Origin of the sequence: Zobellia russellii (genome assembly GCF_044597075.1) — a bacterium.
Classification (GTDB): domain Bacteria; phylum Bacteroidota; class Bacteroidia; order Flavobacteriales; family Flavobacteriaceae; genus Zobellia; species Zobellia russellii.
The window spans coordinates 2563354-2588061 of record NZ_CP139000.1; the positions used below are offsets into that span (position 1 = coordinate 2563354).

21 protein-coding genes and 1 tRNA gene are annotated in these 24708 nt (G+C 39.0%); 10 read left to right on the forward strand and 12 right to left on the reverse strand.

Annotated elements, in window-relative coordinates; genetic code table 11:
* Positions 1 to 43 precede the first annotated feature (43 nt).
* The 3 genes from SJY45_RS10420 to SJY45_RS10430 form a co-directional block, all read right to left on the reverse strand.
* Positions 44 to 799, reverse strand: coding sequence for an alpha/beta fold hydrolase (locus tag SJY45_RS10420; protein ID WP_400070539.1), 756 nt, complete (start codon positions 797 to 799; stop codon positions 44 to 46).
* Positions 796 to 1245, reverse strand: a complete 450-nt coding sequence (locus tag SJY45_RS10425; RefSeq protein WP_400070541.1) for a hypothetical protein — start codon at positions 1243 to 1245, stop codon at positions 796 to 798. Before SJY45_RS10425 ends, SJY45_RS10420 begins: the two co-directional genes overlap by 4 nt.
* Before the next feature lie 167 nt (positions 1246 to 1412).
* The gene (locus tag SJY45_RS10430) at positions 1413 to 1922 is read right to left on the reverse strand and encodes a peroxiredoxin-like family protein (RefSeq protein WP_400070543.1); all 510 of its coding nucleotides are present in this window, start codon (positions 1920 to 1922) and stop codon (positions 1413 to 1415) included.
* Positions 1923 to 2164: 242 nt separating this feature from the next.
* Here SJY45_RS10430 and SJY45_RS10435 point away from each other — a divergent pair, with 242 nt between their 5' ends.
* The 10 genes from SJY45_RS10435 to SJY45_RS10480 all read left to right on the forward strand — a co-directional run bounded on the left by SJY45_RS10435 (position 2165) and on the right by SJY45_RS10480 (position 12977).
* Positions 2165 to 2983, forward strand: a complete 819-nt coding sequence (locus tag SJY45_RS10435; protein WP_215438002.1) for an SDR family oxidoreductase — start codon at positions 2165 to 2167, stop codon at positions 2981 to 2983.
* Positions 2984 to 3022: 39 nt separating this feature from the next.
* The gene (locus SJY45_RS10440) at positions 3023 to 3841 is read left to right on the forward strand and encodes an SDR family NAD(P)-dependent oxidoreductase (RefSeq protein WP_215438001.1); all 819 of its coding nucleotides are present in this window, start codon (positions 3023 to 3025) and stop codon (positions 3839 to 3841) included.
* Between the two features lie 45 nt (positions 3842 to 3886).
* Positions 3887 to 4363: a hypothetical protein gene (locus SJY45_RS10445; RefSeq protein WP_400070545.1), complete on the forward strand. Its 477-nt coding sequence runs from the start codon at positions 3887 to 3889 to the stop codon at positions 4361 to 4363.
* A 9-nt stretch (positions 4364 to 4372) separates the two neighbouring features.
* Positions 4373 to 4504 carry a hypothetical protein gene (locus SJY45_RS10450; RefSeq protein ID WP_256439093.1) on the forward strand — a complete coding sequence of 44 codons (132 nt, stop codon included), beginning with the start codon at positions 4373 to 4375 and terminating at the stop codon, positions 4502 to 4504.
* 934 nt (positions 4505 to 5438) lie between these two features.
* A complete protein-coding gene (locus SJY45_RS10455; RefSeq protein WP_400070547.1) occupies positions 5439 to 6794 on the forward strand; it encodes an exopolysaccharide biosynthesis polyprenyl glycosylphosphotransferase in 1356 nt (451 codons plus the stop codon).
* 206 nt (positions 6795 to 7000) lie between these two features.
* Positions 7001 to 8392, forward strand: a complete 1392-nt coding sequence (locus tag SJY45_RS10460; protein WP_400070549.1) for a methylmalonyl-CoA mutase subunit beta — start codon at positions 7001 to 7003, stop codon at positions 8390 to 8392.
* A gap of 161 nt (positions 8393 to 8553) precedes the next feature.
* Entirely contained in the window at positions 8554 to 10530 is a 1977-nt protein-coding gene (scpA, locus tag SJY45_RS10465; protein WP_400074342.1) for a methylmalonyl-CoA mutase, read from the forward strand.
* Between the two features lie 244 nt (positions 10531 to 10774).
* A complete protein-coding gene (locus SJY45_RS10470) occupies positions 10775 to 12337 on the forward strand; it encodes a sensor histidine kinase (protein WP_400070551.1) in 1563 nt (520 codons plus the stop codon).
* 4 nt (positions 12338 to 12341) lie between these two features.
* Entirely contained in the window at positions 12342 to 12737 is a 396-nt protein-coding gene (locus SJY45_RS10475; protein ID WP_215437984.1) for a response regulator, read from the forward strand.
* Positions 12738 to 12903: 166 nt separating this feature from the next.
* Positions 12904 to 12977: transfer RNA gene (locus SJY45_RS10480), tRNA-Arg, on the forward strand.
* 566 nt (positions 12978 to 13543) lie between these two features.
* Here the strand turns inward: SJY45_RS10480 and SJY45_RS10485 are convergent.
* The 9 genes from SJY45_RS10485 to SJY45_RS10525 form a co-directional block, all read right to left on the reverse strand.
* Positions 13544 to 15925 carry a GumC family protein gene (locus SJY45_RS10485; protein ID WP_400070554.1) on the reverse strand — a complete coding sequence of 794 codons (2382 nt, stop codon included), beginning with the start codon at positions 15923 to 15925 and terminating at the stop codon, positions 13544 to 13546.
* A gap of 115 nt (positions 15926 to 16040) precedes the next feature.
* A complete protein-coding gene (locus SJY45_RS10490) occupies positions 16041 to 17252 on the reverse strand; it encodes a glycosyltransferase (RefSeq protein WP_400070556.1) in 1212 nt (403 codons plus the stop codon).
* Positions 17249 to 18079, reverse strand: a complete 831-nt coding sequence (locus tag SJY45_RS10495; RefSeq protein WP_400070558.1) for a glycosyltransferase family 2 protein — start codon at positions 18077 to 18079, stop codon at positions 17249 to 17251. The genes SJY45_RS10490 and SJY45_RS10495 overlap by 4 nt, the downstream gene beginning before the upstream one ends.
* Positions 18080 to 18124: 45 nt before the next feature.
* Positions 18125 to 19111, reverse strand: a complete 987-nt coding sequence (locus tag SJY45_RS10500) for a hypothetical protein (RefSeq protein WP_400070560.1) — start codon at positions 19109 to 19111, stop codon at positions 18125 to 18127.
* An 11-nt stretch (positions 19112 to 19122) separates the two neighbouring features.
* Positions 19123 to 20259, reverse strand: coding sequence for a hypothetical protein (locus SJY45_RS10505; RefSeq protein ID WP_400070562.1), 1137 nt, complete (start codon positions 20257 to 20259; stop codon positions 19123 to 19125).
* An 87-nt stretch (positions 20260 to 20346) separates the two neighbouring features.
* Positions 20347 to 21300 carry a glycosyltransferase family 2 protein gene (locus SJY45_RS10510; protein ID WP_400070564.1) on the reverse strand — a complete coding sequence of 318 codons (954 nt, stop codon included), beginning with the start codon at positions 21298 to 21300 and terminating at the stop codon, positions 20347 to 20349.
* A 1-nt stretch (position 21301) separates the two neighbouring features.
* Entirely contained in the window at positions 21302 to 22402 is a 1101-nt protein-coding gene (locus tag SJY45_RS10515; protein WP_400070565.1) for a polysaccharide pyruvyl transferase family protein, read from the reverse strand.
* Positions 22396 to 23160: a hypothetical protein gene (locus SJY45_RS10520; protein ID WP_215913871.1), complete on the reverse strand. Its 765-nt coding sequence runs from the start codon at positions 23158 to 23160 to the stop codon at positions 22396 to 22398. The genes SJY45_RS10515 and SJY45_RS10520 overlap by 7 nt, the downstream gene beginning before the upstream one ends.
* On the reverse strand, positions 23153 to 24679 hold the full coding sequence (locus SJY45_RS10525) for a hypothetical protein (protein ID WP_215913870.1): 1527 nt from the start codon (positions 24677 to 24679) through the stop codon (positions 23153 to 23155). The genes SJY45_RS10520 and SJY45_RS10525 overlap by 8 nt, the downstream gene beginning before the upstream one ends.
* Between the last annotated feature and the right edge of the window lie 29 nt (positions 24680 to 24708).

Genomic DNA, 24708 nt, shown 5'->3' on the forward strand with positions numbered 1-24708 from the left:
CCATCACCTGCAAACGCGAATTTTAGGACTGTTTGACGGGAATCTATTTATTAAGTTTTTTAATGATACGGGCCAGTTTTCTTGGCATTTCCATAGGAATTAAATGCCCTACCCTGCTCAAAGCTACCGTAGAAGGATTACTAAGATTAGGCAACACTTCTTCATAAATGGTATCTGTAGAAATCACAGGGTCGTCATTGGAGAAAATTACGTCTGTGGGAATATTAAGCCCTTTTATCCGATCTGCAATATTATTTTTCATCCCCACGTTCAACCACCATTTCCAAGTAGATTCTTCAATCTGCAATTGGGAATTGACCGCATACAACAATCTCTTTTTACCCATTTTCTTTTGGGTAGCTCCATGTACCGTATTGGCCGCTTCGGCCCTGTCCGGGTGGTTCAACATACGTTTGCGCTCTTGGTCTTCCATGCTTTCTACAGTGGGTGGTGAAGGCGCAATCAACATTAGTTTCTGAGGTAAGTTCGTATTTTTTATCTGTGCGGCATAGAGTATCAATTTGGCGCCCATAGAATGACCGCAAAGAATGTAATCCTTTAGTTTTAACTCATCAATAATCACGTTTATATACTGGGCCATACCATAAATGGAAGGTTCGGCAAGGGGCCTTGTCCCTCCAAAACCCGGCAGATTGAGCATGATACAGGTATACTTTTTTCGTAACCTTTTGGCCAACCATTTCCAACTTCCGGCATCACCTCCAAAATAATGCACAAAGACAATGGTTTTCTTTCCATGGCCTATTTTTTCATACCGCAATCCTGTATATTCTTTCATCTTTCTAATTCGTTCAGGCTCTCTTTATTAATCCTGATATTTTTTAATCTCTTTCTATGTTTTTTAAGCAAAACCTGAAGTTTAGAAGGCAATAGTGGGTCCGCAATCATATAGTTCGCTTCTTCCAACACCTTATCATCCTCTTCTATAAGCATAGCTTGAAAAGTTCCCAAATCCCCACAGGACTGCAAAGTATTGTTTCCATACCAAGTAGATAATGCGGTACAGCGTGAAGACGGTACAAAAGGCACGATCAAATCCGGATTCATAAAGAAATTTACCAATTGTGCTTGTACCAATTGCATTTCTTCAATTCGGGATGCGACCAACGAGCCTCCAAAAGTTAATTCGGACCGCTCTTTTAGAAGTGTTAGATTGGGAATTGCTCCACAGGTTTTGTTAAAGTAGATTTTTACTTTCCGATAAATTTTATAATTCAGCTCCATAATCCTATTCATTTAAGTTCGTAGATTGTTTTTAAAAGGAGAAGGGCCTCCTCTCTTAAATTTACGAAATACTTTTTATCTCTCCGAATAGGACTTGCATTAAGGTCAACCTATTATTGTTTAAAGACCACTTAACCCATCACTTGGAGACAGCATCGGGAAATGAATTACTCACCCCCTCTAGCTGGGTAATCGTTCTTTTCTATATAGTCTATGGCATTTAGAATATCTTTCCAGTTGGGGCGTGCAAAAGGCATAGTCTGAATAGCACTTGCATACAAGGTATTATCCGGTCTTACAAGAAAAACTCCGGGTTCCGAAAACGCATCCGGTTCAGAATCTTTAATTCCTTCTGAAACGAACAACCCCCAATTTCTAGCCTCTTCGATAGATAATCCGTAGGCAATGGGCAGTTCGGGAACATCCCATTCCTCGCCGGCTTTCTTGGCCCGCTCTTCCGTATCACTGCTAATGGCCACTACATGGGCGCCCCTATCCGTAAAGTCCTTCAATTTTTTGGCAAGGTCTTCTAAATAATTTTTGCAAATAGGACAATGCAACCCCCTATAAAAAACAAGAACAGTAAAGGTCTTGCTATTCTGCGTGGCTAAATTCCATCGGGTATCGTTAATTAGAGGGAGCTCTATTTTAGGTACTTCCGTTTTTGGCTTTATCATTTTTTATGTGTTTTAAATTTCTGTATTCTCATCAACTAGGGCAACCCCTAATAGTTCTCACAAATTAACAGGAACCCCAATTTGTAAATAGCCTTAATAACAAAAAATAATGCCGTAAAACATTATCCAATTCGCTTATTACAAAGGCTTTCCCTTTTAATTGCATTGAGCTATCAATTTTATGTATAGGACTATTCCGGCAGAACTAGACCCGGTAATTTTATGGTCTAATTACTACAGTTATGCAAAAACCCAATAAAAGACTTGAAAACCAAACCTGTATCGTAACCGGCTCCAGTGGCGGCATTGGTAAAGCCGTGGCACTGGCAATGGGTGCAGAAGGCGCCAACGTGGTCGTAAATTATAGAAGCTCAAAAGAAGCTGCAGAAGAAGTTGCCAACGAAATCAACAAGAACAAACTAAGTGGCGAAGCCATTGTTGTAAAATGCGATGTAAGCAAAGAGCAAGACGTAAAAGCTATGTTCAAGACTACTATTGAGCATTTTGGTACTGTAGATGTGTGCGTGGCCAATGCCGGTATGCAAATAGACCATCCATTACACGAAATGCCGTTGGAGGCTTGGCAAAAAGTGATAGATGTAAATCTAACGGGACAGTTTTTGTGCGCCAAAGAGGCCATAAACGAATTTTTACGCCGGGGTATGCGCAAGGACGTTTCCAATTCTTTGGGAAAAATCATTCATATGAGTTCGGTTCACGAAGTTATTCCTTGGGCCGGCCATGCCAATTATGCGGCATCTAAAGGCGGACTTTTAATGTTAATGGAAAGCATTTGCCAAGCGTACGCGCCCCATAAAATACGATGCAACAGTATTGCACCGGGAGCAATAAAAACAGATATCAATAAAGACGTTTGGAGCACCAAGGAAGGACGGGAGAATATGCTAAAACTCATCCCATACAAACAGATTGGTGTACCCGAAGATATAGGGAGTGTGGCAAGTTGGTTGGCTTCGGACGAATCTGAATACATAAACGGAACCACCATTTTTGTTGACGGTGGAATGACGTGCTACCCAGGTTTTACTACAAACGGATAGCATACAACTATATATATAATCATTATTTAAAAGAACAGTATGGATTTAAACATAAAAGGAAAAACGGCCTTGATAACAGGAGGCGACTCAGGATTAGGAATTGAAACCGCTAAATTTTTGGCTCGGGAAGGAGTCAACATTGTGCTTTCGGACAAGGACAATGGCAAAGAATTAAAAGATGCGGTCAAACAAGTTGAAAAAGACGCCCAGGATGGTGCTAAAGTCATGGGCATTGCTGCGGATATATCCAAGAATCAAGAAGTATTGGATTTGGCCGATAAAATTGAAACCGAATTTGGTGGTGCCCACATCATTTTTCATTCGGCGGGTGCACGGGGCGCAGCTGGAGATTTCTTGAAATTAACGGATGAAGATTGGATGAATACCATTCAAGTAGACCTGATGGGTGCCGTTCGTGTGGCACGAGCCTTTGTTCCACAAATGCAAAAACTAAAATGGGGACGCATGGTTATGGTAGCCAGTGAAAATGCCTTTCAACCGTATGTAGATGAGAGTCCGTATAATGCCTGCAAGGCCGCAATTATAAATCTCTCCAAGTGTTTATCTCGGTCCTATTCCAAAGAGAACATTCTTTTCAACTGCATTTCTCCGGCCTATATTGAAACGCCTATGACGGATGCCATGATGGAGGAACTGGCCAAGGAAAAAGATATCTCGGTAAAGGAAGCCGTAGAATGGTTCGTAAAGAACAAAAGACCGCACATTGCAATGGAACGGAGAGGAAAACCGGAAGAAGTGGCCGCGGTAGTAGCCTTTTTGTGCTCTGAACATGCCAGTTATGTAAACGGAACCAACGTACGCATAGATGGTGGTGCCGTAGAATCGGCTTTTGGTTGATTAATACCGAATAAAAAAATTAAAGTTTAATCCAAAACATATATCATGGAACGAGAACGCACTACATGGGAAAATGCCTTGAGCGAATTGGTAGCCGAAACACATGCCTGCCAGCGCATGTATGGTACATTAGTACAATCAGATCGGTATCCTACATGGCTCTCCTATTTTAAGAAACGCCATTTTGAAGAAGTAGATTTCGAGAAAATCCTAACGGATGAGTATTATGTGGTAACCGAAAGGAAAATTGCCCGTATGGCCCAAATAGACCATCCTATTTTTGAATCACTGGAGAATCAGTTATTGGAAAAGAATCTTTCGGATAAGGAGATAAATCTATTGATTACTTCCAAGGAAGAGGCGCTAATACTAAAATATCAAAATCTATTGGCGTTTGGTAGCTTACCAAAAACTACTAGTTCATTGCTCCAATCACAGGCCGAAGACTTAAACAGCACCTTGCAAAGTCTGCGAATGGATTACAATACCAAATATAAATCGGGACCTATAAAATCCCAATAATCAAGACTCATGAAGAATATTCTAAAAGCGATATTGGCCGGTTGGGGAGCCAAAAAAATAGGAGGCGGCAAATGCGGTTGCATTGGTAGCATTGTAGTTTTTATTATCCTTTATTGGATTTTAGGCTATGTAATCAACTAAGTAAATTAAATGAGTCAATTTCGGTATTTATTGAATCAATAGCACTTGACAAAGTAATGCATCTTTGTAACTCATAAGTAGGTTGAATAACCGTTTCAATATTGAAATGGGTATTATATAACTCGGAAGGGAGCGTTGGGGAACGCTCCCTTTTTTTATGTCGGATATCCAACCTTTTAGATGGAATTACCTATTAATTTTTTGAATCAAAATTTCAATTTTTAGCATCAAAAAGCGAAATAAAACTCATGCACCTTTGTAACTCATAAGTAGGTTGATAAACTATTTCAATATTGGAATAGAATTTAAAACTTGAAAAGGGAGTGTTGGGGAACACTCCCTTTTTTTTGTTTATCCATTTAGAATTTTCAATCAACGTATACTCCTCTATGCTACCTTTTTTGATTTCCCTAATGTTGTGCAATTTTTATATAAAATCATCAAAAAATTATCTTACAAATCTGCACATACATAACAAACACCTATATAATCACTTGTTAAGCCATTTTTCTCTTCCAGCTCTGTGACCATATGCCATAAAATAAGAATCAAACCCAAAAAATATTTTCCAAGAAAAATCAAAGAACCCACAATCTCTCGCGAGCCCCGAAGACACTGCAACCTTCTGCAATTAAAGGTTTTAAAATTGATTTCCAAAGCATTGCGTAATGGTTAAATAACACGTTTAATTTTGGCTGTACTACCCGAAATCCTATATTTGCGCCTGCAATTAAAACCTCCCCCAAAAGCTCATGAACATCCTACAAAGCCAGATGTAAAACATTGTTAAAATTGTATAGATTTGCTATTCATATGTTATTGTTAAAAGTAGGTACTTGCCATGCTAATGTTTTGAAAGCATTCTATTATATATGCAATCAATGGGTTTAAATGCTAGAGCTACTCGATTACAAACCATAGTCAGAAATTGGGAATGAAAAGCTTTAAAAATTCAGACTGGATTATTCCAATATCTATAGGGGTACATTTGAGTATCATCAATGGTTTGCTGTATTTCCTAACCCCGGAAACGTATACCCATGTCTACTATATTTTACACTATAACATTTCTTGGTTACTTATTACTTATGGACTAAGTTATTATACCCGAAAACGTAAGGAACGTTTTTTTACCAACATTCATAAAGTAATTCAACTTTATTTGATTTATGGTCTTGCCTATTTTGCCTTGTTTGGTATAACGGGTAGAATATATGAATCGTTGGAACAACAACTGTTCATCTACCTTATTATCTGCATGGCATTAACGGCTTATCGTGTTGTTTTCTTCTGGCTACGTAGAAAATATCGCTTATGGGGTGGTAACTCCGTTAAAGTAGTAGTATTGGGGCGCGATAAAAACTTAAAGAAAATAAGAAAGGTATTTGACGACCCTGAGCTAGGATACCGTTATATGGGGTATTTTGATGATAAAAAATCCAATAGCCCAACATTTTTAGGCTCCGTTGAAGATTGCTTTCTTTATATTCTAGAGAATAATATAGATGAAATTTACTGCGTAGCTTCCAAGTTCAACAATAAGGAGTTGCGCAACCTGATAGATTTTGCGGACAACAACCTTATCCGCGTGAAAATTATACCGGACAATAAAGAAATCTATTCTAGGGGTATGTTCATTGAACTCTATGAAACCGTACCCGTATTGAATTTGAGAAGGGTGCCTTTGGATACGTTGTTTGCCCGTGTAGTAAAACGTAGTTTTGACCTTTTCTTTTCATCCTTGGTTATCATAACCATATTATCTTGGCTAGTTCCTTTGATGTACGTGCTCATAAAACTAGAATCGCCCGGAAATCTATATTTTAAACAGAAGCGCCATGGTTTCCAACGAAAAACGTTCTGGTGTTACAAATTCAGGTCTATGCGCCCCTCCAAAGATGCCAATTCCAAAATGGCCACCAAAGGAGATATGCGTGTCACCCTTGTAGGGAGGTTTATCCGAAAAACTAGTATAGATGAATTGCCGCAATTCTTTAATGTGTTTTTAGGCGATATGAGTGTGGTAGGCCCAAGGCCCCATATGGAACTGCACACTTGGGATTACGAGGTGAATGTAGATAAATATCTGGTACGCCATTTTGTAAAACCGGGTATCACGGGACTTGCTCAAATAAAAGGGTATCGTGGCGAGATTGCCGAAAAAACGGATATCCTCAACCGGACCAAATTGGATATTTTCTACGTGGAAAAATGGTCCTTGCAATTAGATATAAAAATTGTTGCCCATACCGTTATAAATGCCATACGAGGAGAAGAAAAAGCATATTGAAATCAACACCTAGCTCATAGTTCTTAGTTCTTAGAACAAAGTCCTTTCCCAGTTAATAAAGACCTATTGCTCATCCCTTACCTTATGGGATTCTGATTTACATCAGCACGTTGCTTATTACCGTTCCCTAGGAAACTTCCCCGCCATATTTTTTGAATCGCACCTAAAATCGTACTTTTCATGAACATTAGGCTTATTCCTTTGACATGAAGCAAAAACTGTTCGACGATTTTGAAAAAGTATCCGCGAAAGCGTGGAAACAAAAGATACAATACGAACTAAAGGGCGCCGATTATAACCAAAACCTGGTTTGGGAATCTCCCGAGGGCATTAAGGTAAAACCCTTTTACCATGCAGATGACCTTCAAAACCCAATTGCCCACACCACAGAAAAACAAACCCCTTGGAAAATAACCCAATCCATCCCGGTCTATGATAGTTCCGTGGCTAATAAAAATGCGCTTAACGCTTTAAAGGGCGGTGCGGAAAGTATCCTTTTCACACTCCCCTCGCCCGCTATAGATTACAAAACACTTTTAGCTCAGATCGGTACGGACCAAAAGATTAATGTTCATTGTGAGTTTAAAAGTATCTCTACCGCAGATAGTATAAAACTAACGGAAACCCAACCTGCGGAAGCAGCGGCCGTCTCGTTTCAAATTGACCCTATTGGGCAGTTAGCCCGTACCGGAAACTGGTTCACGAATATGGCCGAAGACCTGCAACTGACCCACAAGCTATTACAGGCATCCGCTTCAAAAAAACACAAGAACAGTATTAGTATAGATGCTGCGCTGTACCAGAACGCCGGAGGCAATAGGGTTCAACAGCTGGCCTATGCCCTGGCCCACGCCAATGAATATCTTAACTGGTACGGTTCTACTATGGAAACTATTACTTTTAAAGTGGCCGTGGGCAGCAATTATTTTTTTGAGATTGCCAAAATCAGGGCCCTTCGCCGGCTTTGGAAATTACTGGCCACAGAATATGGGATTACCGCCAATTGCCAAATTGAGGCCGTACCTTCCAAAAGGAACAAAACCCTTTATGACTACAATATGAATATGATCCGTACCACTACGGAATGTATGGCAGCTATTTTGGGCGGTGCCAATCGGGTGTGCAATCTTAATTACGACTTCATCTACCACAAAAACAATGCGTTTGCGGAACGAATTGCCAGGAACCAACTCCTTTTGCTCAAAGAAGAAAGTTACTTCAACACCTTGCAAAACCCCGCGGAAGGTGCCTATTATATTGAAAGTATTACGGACCAGCTGGCAGAAAAGGCGCTGCTACTCTTTAAGGATATTGAAGCCAACGGTGGATTTCTAAAACAATTAAAATACCATACCGTCCACAAAAAATTAAAGGAGAGTGCTCAAAAAGAGCAAGAGCGCTTCAACACTTCCCAAGAGATACTGGTAGGCTCCAATGCCTATGTAAACGGAAGCGAACGGATGAAAGACCAACTTGAAGTCCATCCTTTTGGAAAACAACGTCCTGTAAAGACCCTAATAGAACCCATTTTGGAAAAACGCCTTTCCGAAGGTTTGGAAAAAGAGCGATTACAAACCGAAGGCTGGCAAGCAAGATAATCCGTTGGGTAGCATATAAGAGCGATACATGAGAAAAGACATACAACATATTTCCTATAAAAAAACGGCCCCGGATACCACCGCAATCCAACAAGCGGATTTTGAGCATTCTGGATTTTGCGGCCGGAATACCTCCTTTTTTACGCGGACCCTACAGCACCATGTACGTACAACGCCCGTGGACCATTAGACAGTATGCGGGATTTTCCACCGCAGAGGAAAGCAATGCCTTCTACCGAAGAAACTTAAAAGGAGGCCAAAAAGGACTTTCCATTGCTTTTGACCTGGCCACGCACCGCGGGTATGATAGCGACCATGAACGGGTTGTTGGTGATGTGGGCAAAGCAGGGGTTGCTATAGATACGGTAGAGGATATGAAAATTCTCTTTGATGAAATTCCGTTGGATAAAATGTCCGTTTCTATGACCATGAACGGAGCAGTACTCCCCATAATGGCCTTTTATATTGTTGCAGCGGAAGAACAGGGTGTTGCTCCAAAAGCACTCACCGGCACCATTCAGAATGATATTCTTAAGGAATTTATGGTACGGAACACCTATATCTATCCGCCTGCGCCTTCCATGGCTATTATTTCGGATATTTTTAGGTACACCAGTAAACACATGCCCAAATTCAACAGTATCAGCATTTCCGGTTACCATTTGCACGAAGCAGGTGCTACAGCCGAACTGGAACTAGCATACACTTTGGCCGACGGACTGGAATACATTAGAACCGGATTAAAAGCGGGACTTGATATAGATAGCTTTGCTCCTAGGCTTTCTTTCTTTTGGGGCATTGGCATGGACCACTTTACTGAAATTGCCAAATTGCGGGCGGGCAGGATGCTATGGGCCAAACTCGTAAAACAGTTCAACCCCAAGAACAGAAAATCCATGTCTTTGCGTACGCATTGTCAAACCAGTGGTTGGAGCCTTACCGCACAGGACCCGTTCAACAATGTGGCCCGCACCACCATAGAGGGCTTATCCGCTGTTTTGGGCGGTACACAGAGCCTGCACACCAACGCATTGGATGAGGCCATAGCCTTGCCTACGGATTTTTCGGCTCGGATTGCACGCAATACCCAAATTTTTCTAAGGGACGAAACTAAAATCACCAAAACGGTAGACCCTTGGGCGGGCAGTTTTTATGTTGAAAAACTTACGGAAGACCTCACCCATAAAGCGTGGGAGCTCATTCAGGAAATTGAGGAAATGGGCGGGATGACCAAAGCCATTGAAGTCGGAATACCCAAGTTGCGCATAGAGGAAACCGCCGCAAAAAAACAGGCCCGTATAGACAGTGGCAAGGATATTATTGTGGGCGTAAACCAATACCAAACCAATGAAGATGACGGACTTCAGATATTAGAGGTGGATAATAATGCGGTACGGAAAAAACAATTGGAACGCCTAGAGCGCATCAAACAGCAGCGGAACGATGAAAAAGTGGCCACGGCACTCCAGAAACTTACGGATGCCACACACACCAAAATGATAACCGGAGAAAATCATACTACGGACCCATCACAATCGGATGAAAATTTATTAGCTTTAGCTATAGAAGCCGCTAGGCACAGAGCTACTTTAGGAGAAATTAGCAGTGCACTAGAAACGGTATTTGGCAGATACAAAGCAACCATTCAATCTATTTCAGGGGTGTACTCAAAAGAAATACAGGAAGACGAGAGTTTTAAAAAGGCCTGCAGGCTTTCCGATCAGTTTGCGGAACAGGACGGGAGAAGACCCCGTATCCTCATTGCCAAAATGGGACAGGACGGGCACGATCGTGGTGCCAAGGTTATTGCTACGGGCTATGCTGATCTAGGTTTTGATGTAGATATAGGCCCACTTTTCCAAACCCCTGCGGAAGTAGCCAAACAAGCGGTTGAGAACGATGTTCATATTCTAGGCATCTCTTCTTTGGCCGGCGGTCACAAGACCTTGGTTCCCGAAGTTATTGCCGAGCTCAAAAATTACGGCCGTGATGATATTATGGTGGTTGTGGGCGGTGTTATCCCCAAACAGGACTATCCCTATTTATTCGATAAAGGAGCCATTGCGGTTTTCGGGCCGGGAACTAAAATTGCCGAAGCTGCCATACTCATTCTGGACATCTTATTGGACAATTCATAAAAACCACCTTTACTTTTAACAAAATACGGTCAAATAACTACTCCTAATAGTATTTTGATAATCAGCCATGTATAAAAAATCTAACAATTTCACTTAAAATTCGTAGTAAAAATACTACATTTTAACAACCCATTAACACCGTTTTGCCTATAAATTGAACTATATTTAAGATTACTACCAAACCATTAACACCACTTTTTTCTTGAGAACACTACATTTAAAATACCGGAATACACATTAGATTATGGGAAAAAAATTGATATCCATATCCAGCGTGCTATTTTTAATTACCTGCGTAATTATATGGAACCTCTCCGTACAGCGCATTAAGCTTTTTCATAAGAATATTACCCTAGTTGAAGAAATTAAGGCAAAAAACAAGCTTAAAGATGCAGAATCACGCCTCTTTGAACTCTATAGCATCAGCAAGAAAAACGTCATTTTCTTGAGAGACCTTATAGAAATGGACCTTAAAGCGAACGCCCCATTAGAGGTTCCCCAAAAGAAGCTAAGCCAGTTTCTAAAAATAGACCCTAACTACTTTCAGGCGCGCTTTATAGATTTGGAAGGCATGGAAGTCATACGGGTAGAGCATAAAGATTCGGTTGTGGCCTCTACTTCGCAATTTAAAGGTAAGCGGGACTATTTTAAAAAAACCATGGAGCTGAACAAAGGAGAGTTCTATATCTCCAACATGGACCTCAACATTGAAAATGGCAAGGTTGAGGTGCCGCATAGACCCACAGTGCGCTTCTTCACCCCTATCTATATAAACAACGTGCTTAGCGGCATTGTAGGGCTTAACCTGAATGCGAAAAATTGGTTGGACACTTTTAACGACCAAGAGATTACGTTCTTGAATTCCAAAAATGAAGTTTTCCATAGTGCGGATGACGAAAAGCTATATGCACAATCTACCATAGACCTAGACAAAAAAGACCGTCATGGAAACGCTTTTTATTACCATAGGAAAGTAAGCTTGGAAGGAAACCAGACTTGGACACTCTACACCAAACCGGATATCTTATCCATTCAGAACCAAATGGCAGAGTATAAGAAATCTACTTATATCACGGCAGCCATTCTGACCATTGGCATTGTCCTGTTCCTATGCATCATTTATATGCTCTACAAAAAGAATAGCTATATAGATACTCTAAACCAGACCATAAAAAATAGACTTAGCGAACGCGATACGCTTTTAAAGGAGATACACCATAGAGTAAAAAATAATCTACAGGTCATTACCAGTTTGCTCAGTTTGCAATCTAGTTTTATAAAGGACGATAAAATAAAAGGGTTATTCAGGTACAGTCAGTATCGCATCAACTCTATGGCTATTATCCATGAGATGCTTTACCGCTCCAAAGACCTTAGTCGCATTAACTATGGGGATTATGTACACCAATTGGCCTCAAAACTTATAGCATCTATGCGAGGGTCCGAAAAAAAAATAGATCTTAAAATTGAAGCGGAAGAACTACACTTGAACTTGGATACCTCCGTACCGCTGGGCCTTATGATCAATGAAATCATTACCAATTCTTTAAAATACGGATTTAAGAACAAGGACGAAGGCCTAATTTCCATCAAGTTTGAAAAATTAAAATACCCCAATTTCCTGTTGCACATTGGCGATAATGGAACGGGCTTTTCGGATGAAATTGATTTTAGAAATACCAAATCGCTAGGATTGAAATTAATCCATATGCTCACCTTACAATTAAAGGGTACCGTAGAAAAAGACAACACAGAAAGTGGCACACACTATATAATAACCTTTCAAGAAATTGAACAGATATCCTAATACTATGAAACTAAAAGTCCTAATTGTAGAAGATAACCTGATCATACAAATGTTTATTGAGCATATCATTACCAATGTGGGCAGTACCCACGTTAAAACTGCGGATAACGGTACCGATGCATTAGCTGTTGTGGACCATTATATGCCAGATGTAGTCCTGTTGGATATTGGCTTGGGCGGAGACCTCAACGGAATTGAAACCGCTACCATTCTTAAGGAGAAGTATAAAATCCCTTTTGTGTACATCACCGGAAACTCGGATTTTAGCACATTGGAAAGCGCCAAAAAAACCGAACCGCTACACATTCTAAGGAAACCTATAGACGAGCATGAGCTCAACAAGGAATTTGAGATTATATGCCAGAAATTATTGGAATCCAAACTGGAAAACTCCCAATAAGTGCCTGAACACCCCTGACTATCACCTATTTTCTGAAACGGCAAACACTTTAAAAATTAGGCTACTACGGCATTCTACGCCATTTTTTTTCACCGAAGAACAATTATTGAACCCTTGAAGCTTATTTTTCTAGGAAAATAAACTATCTTTGCACCGCTTTTGAAATGGTCGCGTAGCTCAGCTGGATAGAGCATCTGCCTTCTAAGCAGACGGTCCCAGGTTCGAATCCTGGCGCGATCACTTTAAATTAGAAACCACGTCCTTAGGGCGTGGTTCTTTGTTTTATGGAAAGATGCAAGACCACCGGTCTTGTGATCTTGGAATAAAATGAAGAACTAGAGCGATAGCTCGTGGTTTATAATTTGCAACATTGAGCTCCCTAGGAACACCGAAGGTAATCCTGGCGCGATCACTTTAAATTAAAAACCACGTCCTTAGGGCGTGGTTCTTTGTTTTATGGAAAGATGCAAGACCACCAGTCTTGTAATCTTGGAATAAAATGAAGAACTAGAGCGATAGCTCGTGGTTTACAATTTGCAACATTGAGCTCCCTAGGAACACCGAAAGGTAATCCTGGCGCAATCACTCTAAATTAAAAAGGCTTCCAATTTCTTGGAAGCCTTTTTTATGATCTTTTTCGTGTAAACGTAGATTTACATGTATACCTTCATTTGATTACTTTCTAAACGCCTTATTTGCTTTTTCAACAGTTACCCCTACATATAAAAAAAGCGCCCAAAAGGGCGCTTCGTTCGTTACGACATACACGTATTGTATGCGATTTTATCGTGCTATACTGGCTTGGTCTATTTTTTTGCTTTTTCGTTACCGTACATATAACCATACTTTGAACCGTAAGTGGCATCTGCAATCTTAACATCGTTCAACAGGAAGCTCATATTCTTTAATTTTCCTTCTGCTTTTGCTTCCAATGCAAATTCCAAAACTTTCTTTTCGGTTTGGCCGGCTCGTATGAGATAGAGTGTTAGATCGGCATACTTACTGATCAGGAACGTATCGGCAAGGATCATGGCTGGGGCAGTATCTACAATTACATAATCATAGGTGCTTTTTAACTCTTCCAACATGGCTCCCATCTTATCTTTCCCTAATAACTGTATAGGATTAGGTGGTACAGGCCCGGAAGGCAACACCTTTAAGTTTTTGTTTAGGCTGGAATCTTCCAAATAACTGGACAGTTCTGTATTGGAACTTGCCAAATACGTACTTAATCCCTCCGTACTTATAGGTTTGTTTTCATGTCTGTGTAGTTGCGGGTTCCTTAAATCACCTCCTACCATAACCACACTTTTCCCGGACTCCGCAAGTATCAAGGCCAGATTAATGACCGTAAAGGTTTTTCCCTCTCCCTGTGCGGAAGAAGTCACATAAATACAGGAACCTTTTCCAGATGTGCCCTTATCGGGCATTACATAATTAAGATTGGCGCGTAGAATACTAAAAGACTCGGATAGTACAGACCTTTCGTTTACTGAAACTACTGTAGACTCTGCGGCCATTACATGAGGAATTTCGCCCACTACAGTAGTGCCTTTGGCAACGTCTTTTAGTTCCTCCCTCGTATTTATTTTGTTGTTTAAAAACTTATTGGCGGTAATAATTAGAAAGGGAACGAACAGCCCTCCCAACAAGCCAATACCCAAAACCACTTTTTTATTAGGGGAAATAGGAGCGCTTAAACTATACGCCTTATCCACTATTTTTGCTTTGGGCGCCTTTGCCGCTAGTGACAGGGAGTTTTCTTCCCGTTTTTGCAACAAGAACAGATACAGTGCTTCTTTAATATTTTGTTGTCGCTCAATACCTCTAAACTCACGTTCTTGAGAAGGCACTTCGGAAATTTGGGAACCCAGAATACCGGCCTGGCGGCTTAGGTTATCTTTTGTGATCAAAAGATTGGTACGCCTTCTTCGCAAACTTTCACTAATGTTTTCCTTTATTTCTTGTAACTGATTCCCCAGATTTACCACCAACGGGTTGGTTTCAGTAGCTCCCTTTAACAAACGGTTTCGCTCCAATACCAACTGGTTGTATTCATCAACCAGTTCCACCATTCCCGGTTCCTCAAGCCCCAAATTGGCCGGTAATAGATTTAACTTATTGGAACCTACATGCTCAATTATGGCATTGGTCATTTCCAACTGTGTCAACACTTCTTGCCGCTTAACGTTATAATCACTGACGTTCTGGATAATGATTGAAGATTCCGCTTCAATATTCGTAAGCATATTAGAAGTTTTAAACTTCTCTTTTCCCGTTTCTACGGAATCCAATTCCGAATTAATGATACTCAAGCGTTCATCAATAAAGAAAGCCGTATTTCTCGCAATCAGGTTTTTATCTTCAATGGCCTCTTGGTTGTATTCAAAAATCAATTGGTCTAAGATGTCTTCTGATTTTTTCTGAACGTTACCTTCTATATTCAGTTGAATCAAGGTAGAATTTTCATCCATCAAAGCTACCTCCAATTGCCCCCTTAGAGCAGAGGCTACCTGATCTACCAAATAGAACTGTACCTCCACGTTCATATCCAAGTCCAAATCCTCCGTAGCCAAGGTATCCGATACCACGTTGGATTCTACGACAAAATCGGCAAAGCCCATTTCAATAATATCGCCCAATTTGTGCGTTGCCTTGTAATCACTCTCTGCTTGTTCTATGGTTACCGTATTTTCATCTACCTTCTGTATCTCCAACACGTTTTGTTCCGCCAGTATGGTTTTTTGCAACGCCACCTCATCCAAACGTACCAAACGCAATCTGTACGGGGCATCTGTATAGAGTTCTTTTGCCCCAAAACCTTTGGGCTCAAAATATCCAATATTCAGGTCCAACGCCTTTACCGCATTAGTCATTAAACGTTTGGACCGGATAAGGCCCAATTCATTTTCAATACTGCTGGTACCCAGCCCTCCTAACATGCCCAAGTCTACAAAACCACCTGCGTCACCACCGGGAGATTTGCTCTCTTCGTCTTCCAAGATAACCGAAGCTAGTGCTTTGTATACGGGCTGCTTAAGTTTCAAGTACCCTACAGCCAATACCAAGGCCAACAGCACGCTCAATACAAACCACTTCCAAAAACGTAGATACTCTTCTATGATTTCCCTAATCTCAAAAGGCTTTTTTTCTGAAACAAAGCTTTCCTTATCGTCATTATGACTCATATAACTTTCTTTTATAACTAAAAAACAAACTACTCATTAAACATCGCCAACATTCTATAAATCCAAACAATAATCAAATATCGATTATAAAATGCATACACGTATTAAATGATATTTATTTTGAAACACATTTTTCTAAATGTTGCACATAATTTAAAGCAACCTTTTCATCAGTCAAATTACTTGCAGTTAAAAATGCTTGATACGAAATTTCTTTTATCTCTTGTTCAGAAAGACTATTTATTTTGCTGATAATACTTTTCAACTCCTCTACGTCTCCTGCAGTGCACAAAAATCCGTTGACACCATCCTTTATTACCCCATCCATACCTTCGTTTCGAGAAGCAATTGTTATGCATCCGTTTGCCATAGCTTCTAAATACACTAGACCAAACGCCTCAGTTTCACTAATCATTACAAAGACATCTGTATTCATCAAAACACTGTTGACCTCTTCCCTAGGAACTCTACCTCTTAAAAAAACCTTATCATTAACACCCAGTTTTGCAGAAAATTTCTCCAATGATTTCTTTAAATGACCTTCTCCCAAATAATTTAATTTCCACTCAGAATTAATATTTTCCGGTGCCGAGAGAGCATCTAAAATAGCCGCTGGATGCTTTCGTTTAATAAGCGTACCAACAAATGTATAGGTCTTATTTTTTGTAAAAGATTTTTCCCATTTTGAGGGAATAAATTCTCTAGGCACACCTGAATAACAAAAGAAATCCTTGACACCTGAAATATTATGATCAGCAACAAAAGCTTCTTTAATGGGTCTAGACCTGTACCCCACTAAATCTAGATTATTTACATATACCGGCCATTTTTCTGGATAATCACGCTTTAAAACCGGTGAATTTTCATGAACCACTAAACAAGTTGGCACTTTATACTTCTCCTTTAAATATTGCAAAAGAGCGGCTTGGGGAGTAAGCCAATGCGCTACCACAATATCTGGCATAAAATCATTATCCAAAAGGATTTTATCTATCACCTTTTGTTGAGACACATAACTATTCTCAACAAATTTTTTCTTAGGTAATAATTTCATCATGCTTCTTCGAAACACTTTGACCCCATCTACCTCATAATCAATTTCTTTTGGCTTAAAAGTCGGGAAGTTATATCCTACAATGCTCGCTAACAACTTGTTAAAGGACTTAAGAAATAAATAAACAATAGAAGGAAAAACGGTTTGATTATGAACAACCATTACGGAATGCCCCGTTCTAACCCATTCCTTCGTAAAATAATAGACAACGGGCGTTAAATCTTTTGGTAAATCGGAAGCAGGGAAATGAGAAGTTAATACAAGTATTTTCATTTTAAATTCCATATTTTAGGTAGAAACACTCGTAAATGATTCGTGAAATAATGAAAACATGCTATCACTAAACCATTATGTCTTTTTTCGTAAGCAAAGAATTCTTCTGGGTTATTTCCTAAAGGCGAACGAAAAGCTTGCCAGCGCTTTTTAAATGGTTTTTCTGGATTACACCAGGTTGCCAAACTTTCATGGGTATCGCATTGCCCCAATATTCCTGGAGCCACTATATTTTCTATTCCTAGCTTTTTTGCCCTTTTCCCGTAATCAAAATCGCCTAAAGCATGGTGAAAAACAGGGTCATTGGCCCCTACCCTTTCATATACATATTTTGGGATCAAGACAATATTCCCATTAAAATAGGCACAGGAAACTGCTAGGTCTTGAGGCACCACCAATTGTCCATTTTTGGCCCTCCCGCCGTAAGTAATGGTTTTTGCATCTTTTAAAGAAGAGGTGGTCCCTACTATTATGGCCTTATTTGATTTGCTTTCGGAAGTTTGTAGTAAAGTGGTTAAGGCCTGGGCATTTAAAATAGTATCATCATTTAGCCAAACATAAAAATCATATGACTTTACTTGCGCAGCGCTCTCCCAAGCCAAAAGCATTCCCCTATTCCAAAATAGGTCTCCTTTACTAGTAATGATATGTACTAAAGGGTATGATTCCGCTACAGCCTGAGCGGTACCGTCCGTACAGCCATCATCTACTAGATATACGTCTAGGACGTATTCATCAGGTATTTCCTGAGCGAACAAGTTCTGTAACGCTTCAAGGGTTTTGGCTTTACGGTTAAATACCGTAAGTAGAACTGCTATCGTTTTCATTTAACTTTTATTTGACAAGTTTTATAAGATTGTACATCATCTTATTTACCAATAACATGCGTCTTCCACTTTATCCGCATTGGCAGGTTTTTGCTTATCTGTAGGCCTTATCCAATTTTCATTCTTAAAAAAGTCTAAATACAGGTTGCCCGGCAACCCCCACTTCGAAGCGTAATCCGTAGCCTCCCAGCGATTTCCTTTAATACCAAATAACAATTGTAAAGCCCCCCCTATATGAACGGCTTTCTTTCCTTGCCGCTTTACATGAGCCGCCAAAGGAAAACCATAAGCACCCGCGCCAATTAAGCAGATGTCATAATCTCGTTTATCAATTTCATCTTTCATCCATTGTAGGGCCTCAAACCAATCGGTAAACCCATTGCTTTCGCCTCCCAGACTCTGTACCGCCGGTAAGGTCTGCAGCTCAAACTCCGGCAAAACCTCCGGATTATCAAATAAAGACTCTCGTTTTTGATATTGTTCTTCTATCAATTCCGCAAAAGGATGCACTACCAACACCTTTTTCCCTTTTAATGCCCTACTCCACGGTTTTTGAGATGTATAGGGCTCTAGAAGCACCAACTTCACTTTTTCCGCATTACTAATTTCATCCTTATAATAAGATTCCTCAGGTATCCAACTTCCCAATACGTCCACTTCCTTCATATCCTGCTGCATCAGTTCGCAAAACTGCTCTATCTTAGCCTTTGTTGGTGGAAAAAAACCACTCCATTGCTGCATTTGTTGCATGCGGTTTTCTTCCCACCACCACGGTAGCGATTTGTTACGTATATATTTTATCCAATTCTTATCCTCTCCCTTTATCCCCAAATAATTTATCATGACATTCATCTCTGTAGCTCCAAAACGTGCAATCATGGATGGCGTTTCTTTTTGTAACTCATCGTATATTATTTGGGAAGCAACATCAGCATCCTGTTCGCAATCCAATTGAACGATGGAATCCACGCCAAATACCTTACTATATAACTTCCTAAAAGCTTTAAGTCCAAAAATTACTTTCTTGTTCATAATGTGAAATATCAAAAAATAAAATCAAAAATTGAATATCCAAATAAGCTCTGAAGAGGCGGAAAAAACCCACCACGTCTTAACCCGTCAAAACTCATTAAAAAACGCACCCCAAAAAAGAGCACAATGGCCCAAGCATAAAGGGTATTGAGTATTTTCTTATCCAACATAACATAGGGCAGCACAAAAGGCAATAGGTACATTCTGGAAATGTACAGGCGGGAAACCAAGCCTTCAGACGTACTTGCCAACATAACACACGTCACCATTAGCACCAGTAAAACATTGGTATAAAAATTAAATACTTTCTTTCTAGTCGTCCATATCATATACGAACAGATGGCTATCAATACCGCTGCGGTTACATATAATGGGCCCATATTGAACACCGTATCGTCTAGCGCACCTGTAGAATTTTTTTCCAAGCGCTTAAACCCATACGCTAAAAACCCAATGCCACTTACTAATTTCCCTATTAAAGGCAGCAACATAAACCCAACTGCCACACCTGCTATTGCATATAAGAACCGCTTTAAATTTCCGCCTTCCAGTTTATTATGAAGTGGTTTTATCAGAAAAAATATGAAATAAAGAAAACTAAAGGTGTGAATAAAACAGGCGCTTAAGAACAAAAACCATAGATTCTTTTGTTGGGTAACCCTAACAGCAAAAACATACATTACTATACTAAGGGCAAAACATTGTCTGGTGATATTATTCAGGTTACTGATATATTCTGAGAAAAAAATAAGCAATGCCAATGAAGCCACTAGCGTAACCGGATCACTATTAGTTTTTTGCCAGAATATGAATATGGCATAGCTAGTGATTGCAATTGTCAGTACCGTAATACCATTAATAAAACTAAAATAGTCACCCGAGGTTAGGTAAAACCCTATATAATTTAAAAGATTCCATACCGGTTCCTTAAACCCGAACACATAGGAAAAAAACGGCATAGTGCCTGCTTGTTCAAAAAGCCCCCAATAGGCCTCGTTATACCAATCTGACGGCTGCCCCGGTTTCCAGATACGTGTAGATTGTACCAAGCATGCATAGAGTGTTATGAGACCAAATAAAAGGGTGTCCGTTAAGGTATCTTTCTTATTATGGACCAATTTAACAAGTATAAAGGTGAGTATCCCCATAAGAGGATATACCGAAAAAATAATTACCCCAAAAAGAATAACAAACCTTAACAACCTATTGTATTTCTAGCACCCATTAATCCTTAATTACTCTCCCAAATATGGATAGCCGCGCATACGCCAACGTATCTTGGTCAAGTATATAAACAACACGCCCAACTGTTTGCGTTTTTTGTTGGCGTACCACTGAAACTCAAACGGACTGAATTTACCAAGAATATCCTTATCCAAATTTTTAAGGAGATAATCAATCATATCATATTCTCCCTTTCTAATAAAATTCAAGATTTCATGTCTTAACTCATACCGTAAAAATACCGGATAGCTCTTGTTTTTGGATGTAGTGTTTTTCCATTTCTCGTGAACATGATTATATCGATCTACAATATGCGAAATAACTTTGCTCGTGGAGGTTTGAGTAGCCTGACCGGGAACCATACCTACATATACGGTTAACGGAAACCCTACATATACCATGGGTGTTATTAGGGCCAAAGCAAAGAAACAAGCGTAATCTTCATTTCTTTTCATTCCTACAGGAAAACCACCTGACTCCAAAAACTCTGTTTTTCTTGCCACTGCCGCACTGGTATGTAAAAAGACATGAGGGTTTTCAAAAAAATCCCTAACAGCTATAGTATCCGTATATTTTTTAGCAAGTCTTGGTTCAATTTCATCATTATTTCTTACCACACCTCCCGCACAAATCATTCCCGCCTCTGGATTTTGAGTAATAGCGTAGTTTACTTTTTCCAGATAATCAGGTTTCCATTCATCATCCCCATCCAAAAAGGCTATATACTCAAACTTGCTTTCTTTAACTCCCTTATTTCTTGCTGCACTAACCCCTTGGTTTTCTTGAGTTATAATTCTTACTCGTGAATCCTTGGTAAACTGCCTTATAACGTCAACTCCATTATCCGTAGAGCCATCATTAACGATCACAACTTCAAAATCTACAAAACTTTGACCAATAACCGTTTCTAAAGTATTGACAATGGTATGCGCTTTATTATATAATGGAATGACTACAGAAATCATATTAATTCAAGCTAAGTCTTAAAAACTCCTGTCCTTTTGATTTTTCTCTTTCCATCAGTGCATCAACCTCGTGCCAATCTATCTCTTTATCTATGATTTCTTTTAATTTTTGCTCATCTTTCCCCATAACTATCCGCCCACTCAAACCTAGCGGATTTAATAACGATGCAATTCTTTGATTTTCATACGGAGTTATAACGATAAATGGTTTGTGCAATATTAACGAGAACACAACCGCATGAAAGGAACAACATATCATAAATTGACTGTAGTATACATATCTTAACCATTCTCTTGGAGCAACTATTGTGTTTTTAGCATTTTCTAATCGCACGCAAGTACCAGGATTCCTTAAATTTACCAAGTCCACACCTATATGTGTTGTCACGAACTTTACTGCTTGGCGCAATTTTTCATCAAATCTACTTGGCACCAAAATATATGAAGCAATGTATTTCTTTTTCCATTGTTCGTCATCAGATATGATAAATTTTAAATATTCATCTTTTGACAGCAAAAAAGTAGGGTCAGGAACATGATATATTTTTTTATGCTCGCTGAACAAAGATTGTATAAAATTTACCGCTTTGGTCTCCCTCAAACTAACTGAGTTAAACCTTTCAACCAAATCGTGAATTTCTTCATTCAAAAATTCAGGAACATCACACTGCCCCATACTGGCAGCGTATGAAATCTTCTTTATCTCTTTACCTCCAAAATCCAAGTAAAAAGCTCTGTTAATTGTATTTCGAGATGAAACATTCCAAATTTGGTCACTCCCAGCTATATATACATCACATTTTGGTGGATTGTTTTGAATTTCTTTCAAGGTGTAAAAAGTGCTCTCTCCCCTATTCAACAAATCTCCAAAATCCGCTCTTCTACGGAATTTTGCTTCATTATAAATATCCATCCACTTATTCCACATGACCAAAGGACTTTTAGCAATAAAGGAACGTATCGTCAACTTTCCTTCAGTTCTATAATCTATGAATTCAACGTGATGCCCTAAACTTTGTAAATACGTCTGTAATGCATAGGCTTGAAGCATTGCTCCATTATTTAATGCATCTTGAGTGGTCATTATTCCTATTTTCAACATAACTCGTATAATTTAATTTCTTTATAACAAACATCAATTGGCTTACCCAAACTATCCCACAAAATAAATACTAAACCATCCCCGTTTAACAAAGAATTTTTCTCTTGTACACTCAAGATTTCAGTACCATCGACAAAATATTGAAAACTTCCATGGTTAACGTGAATTTGAAAATCATAGTAACGGCCCAATTCCAAACTAATTTTAGCTGAACATATATCATTTACAAAACACCCATTGGAAACAACTTCAAAACTTAATAAGTTATTATCTTTCAAGTTAAATCGATATCTTTTTCCAATATCTTTATAATTGAAAGCGATTTGAAATTCAGAATTTTCTGTTTCCAATTTCGCCTGAAAGGATAAAACATAGGGCTTTTTCAAACTCCGGTTAAATTTTAGATATATCCAATCGTTTTTTCTATTCTCGCTAAAACATTTTATTTCATTTTTATAATATTGAACTTTATCATTTGCGCACTTATTATCAATAAAATATTTTGGATTTTTTCTTTTCATAAAATCTGGAGAAAACAAATCATTCCACATGAAGAAGCCAATGTTCTTTATGTAATTCCAAGTCTCGTCTTTATAGTTGAAAAATCCACCAGTATCTTGAACATCATATAGAATTTTAGTAGGCGTACTCGCAGTCGTTTTTTTACTACAACTAAAATTCTCTCTAATTCTTGAATCATTTTTTTTCTCGAGGAAGGGTTTTATCCTATAACCTATTGAATTTAATACTCTATTCATTTTTTTTCCTAAGTAAGTTGACTATACTATGTATTTTAGCTTTTTCTATTTCTGTAAGTCCAAAAAACCAAATACAAATAACTAAAAGTGTAATTGTAGTCGTTCCCGTGACCAATAGTCTTGTTACTCCCTCCTGTAATAACAAGACTAGTATCAATCCTGAAACTAAAGAAGGTATAACGGCTAAACTTTTAAAGACTACCTTTTCTATGTATTCCTTACGAGAAAGACCTATCAGGTGCTTAGAATAATATAAAACAACGCCAAATGTTCTAACTAATCTTTGCACAATAAAAGTTAGATAAATAAAGTAAGGCGGAAAATCATATTTGAAAAGTATAATTGAAGCCACCAATGGCATTAATAGCAATAGTGATACTGAAATTTGATATTTGGTTATATTTCCTGTTGCAGAAATAGCAGTCGGCAACGTTATGAACAACTGATCAATCAAGGATATTACTAAAATCAAGCGACAAAAGATAACCGTGTATTCCGGAACACTTTTTAACCAAAGTTTAAGAATCAGAGGGGTTTCTATAATTATTGGAATTGCAATTATGGCTAATAAAAAAAAAGAGATTTTACTCCCCACAAACAACGTTTTATGCATTGCATCGCGGTCATTCGCACCCTCACTTTTAACAATTACAGGGTTTAATGCTTTCATCATATTATTTGAAAAAACACTCACCTGTCCATTTATTTGCATTGCGACACCTTGTGCAGCATTTACTACTGTACCAAAAAACATGTTTAAAACTAGACCTTGTCCATAATAGGCAAGCATTGATACGGTTGTTCCCAAAAAACTCCAACCCGCAAAAGAAGTCATTTCTTTCATCAAACTCTTTTCAAAGTACTTTCTAGGCGCTATAACGCATTCTACATATTTTCTATGGCAGTACACTTGCATTATGGTACGACTAATAAAAGGGATTACCGCCATAAGAATACCGTACAGCACCAACTTATCTCCTACATAGTATACAATAATGAGCGCTACGGTTAATTTCAGCAACGATTCCAGGATGCCCACAATGGAGTAATACAACATGTTTTCATGTGCATTTAAGACCGCTTCATAAGGCACACTCATTACCGTAAAGGCCGTACTTAAAATTAAGGAACCATAAATGACCTTAGCAGCGAACACCCGATCAGGAGGAATGTTTAAAATGCCATTAAAAAAGAAGTAGCCCGCCACCAAAAGTATGAACACCAAGCCTATGGCAATCCCAAAATGCAGTACGGAACTAACATTAAAAATGTATTTCTGCTTTTCTTTATCGCCCTTACCCTCGTAAAAGGACATAAACCGTTGGGTAGCGCTAGACATGGCCGCATGTAAAAAGCCCAGCATGGCAATGGCACCTCCTACTAAGTTAAAAATACCAAAATCCGAAGCTCCTAAAGCGTTTAACACCAAACGGGTGGTATAGAGGGAGATAAACATGGTTATCGCCATCTTGGCATATAAAAATCCGGTATTTTTTATAACCCTATGGGCTGTAGACATATATTAGTGTTGTTTCGTATATCTTGTTT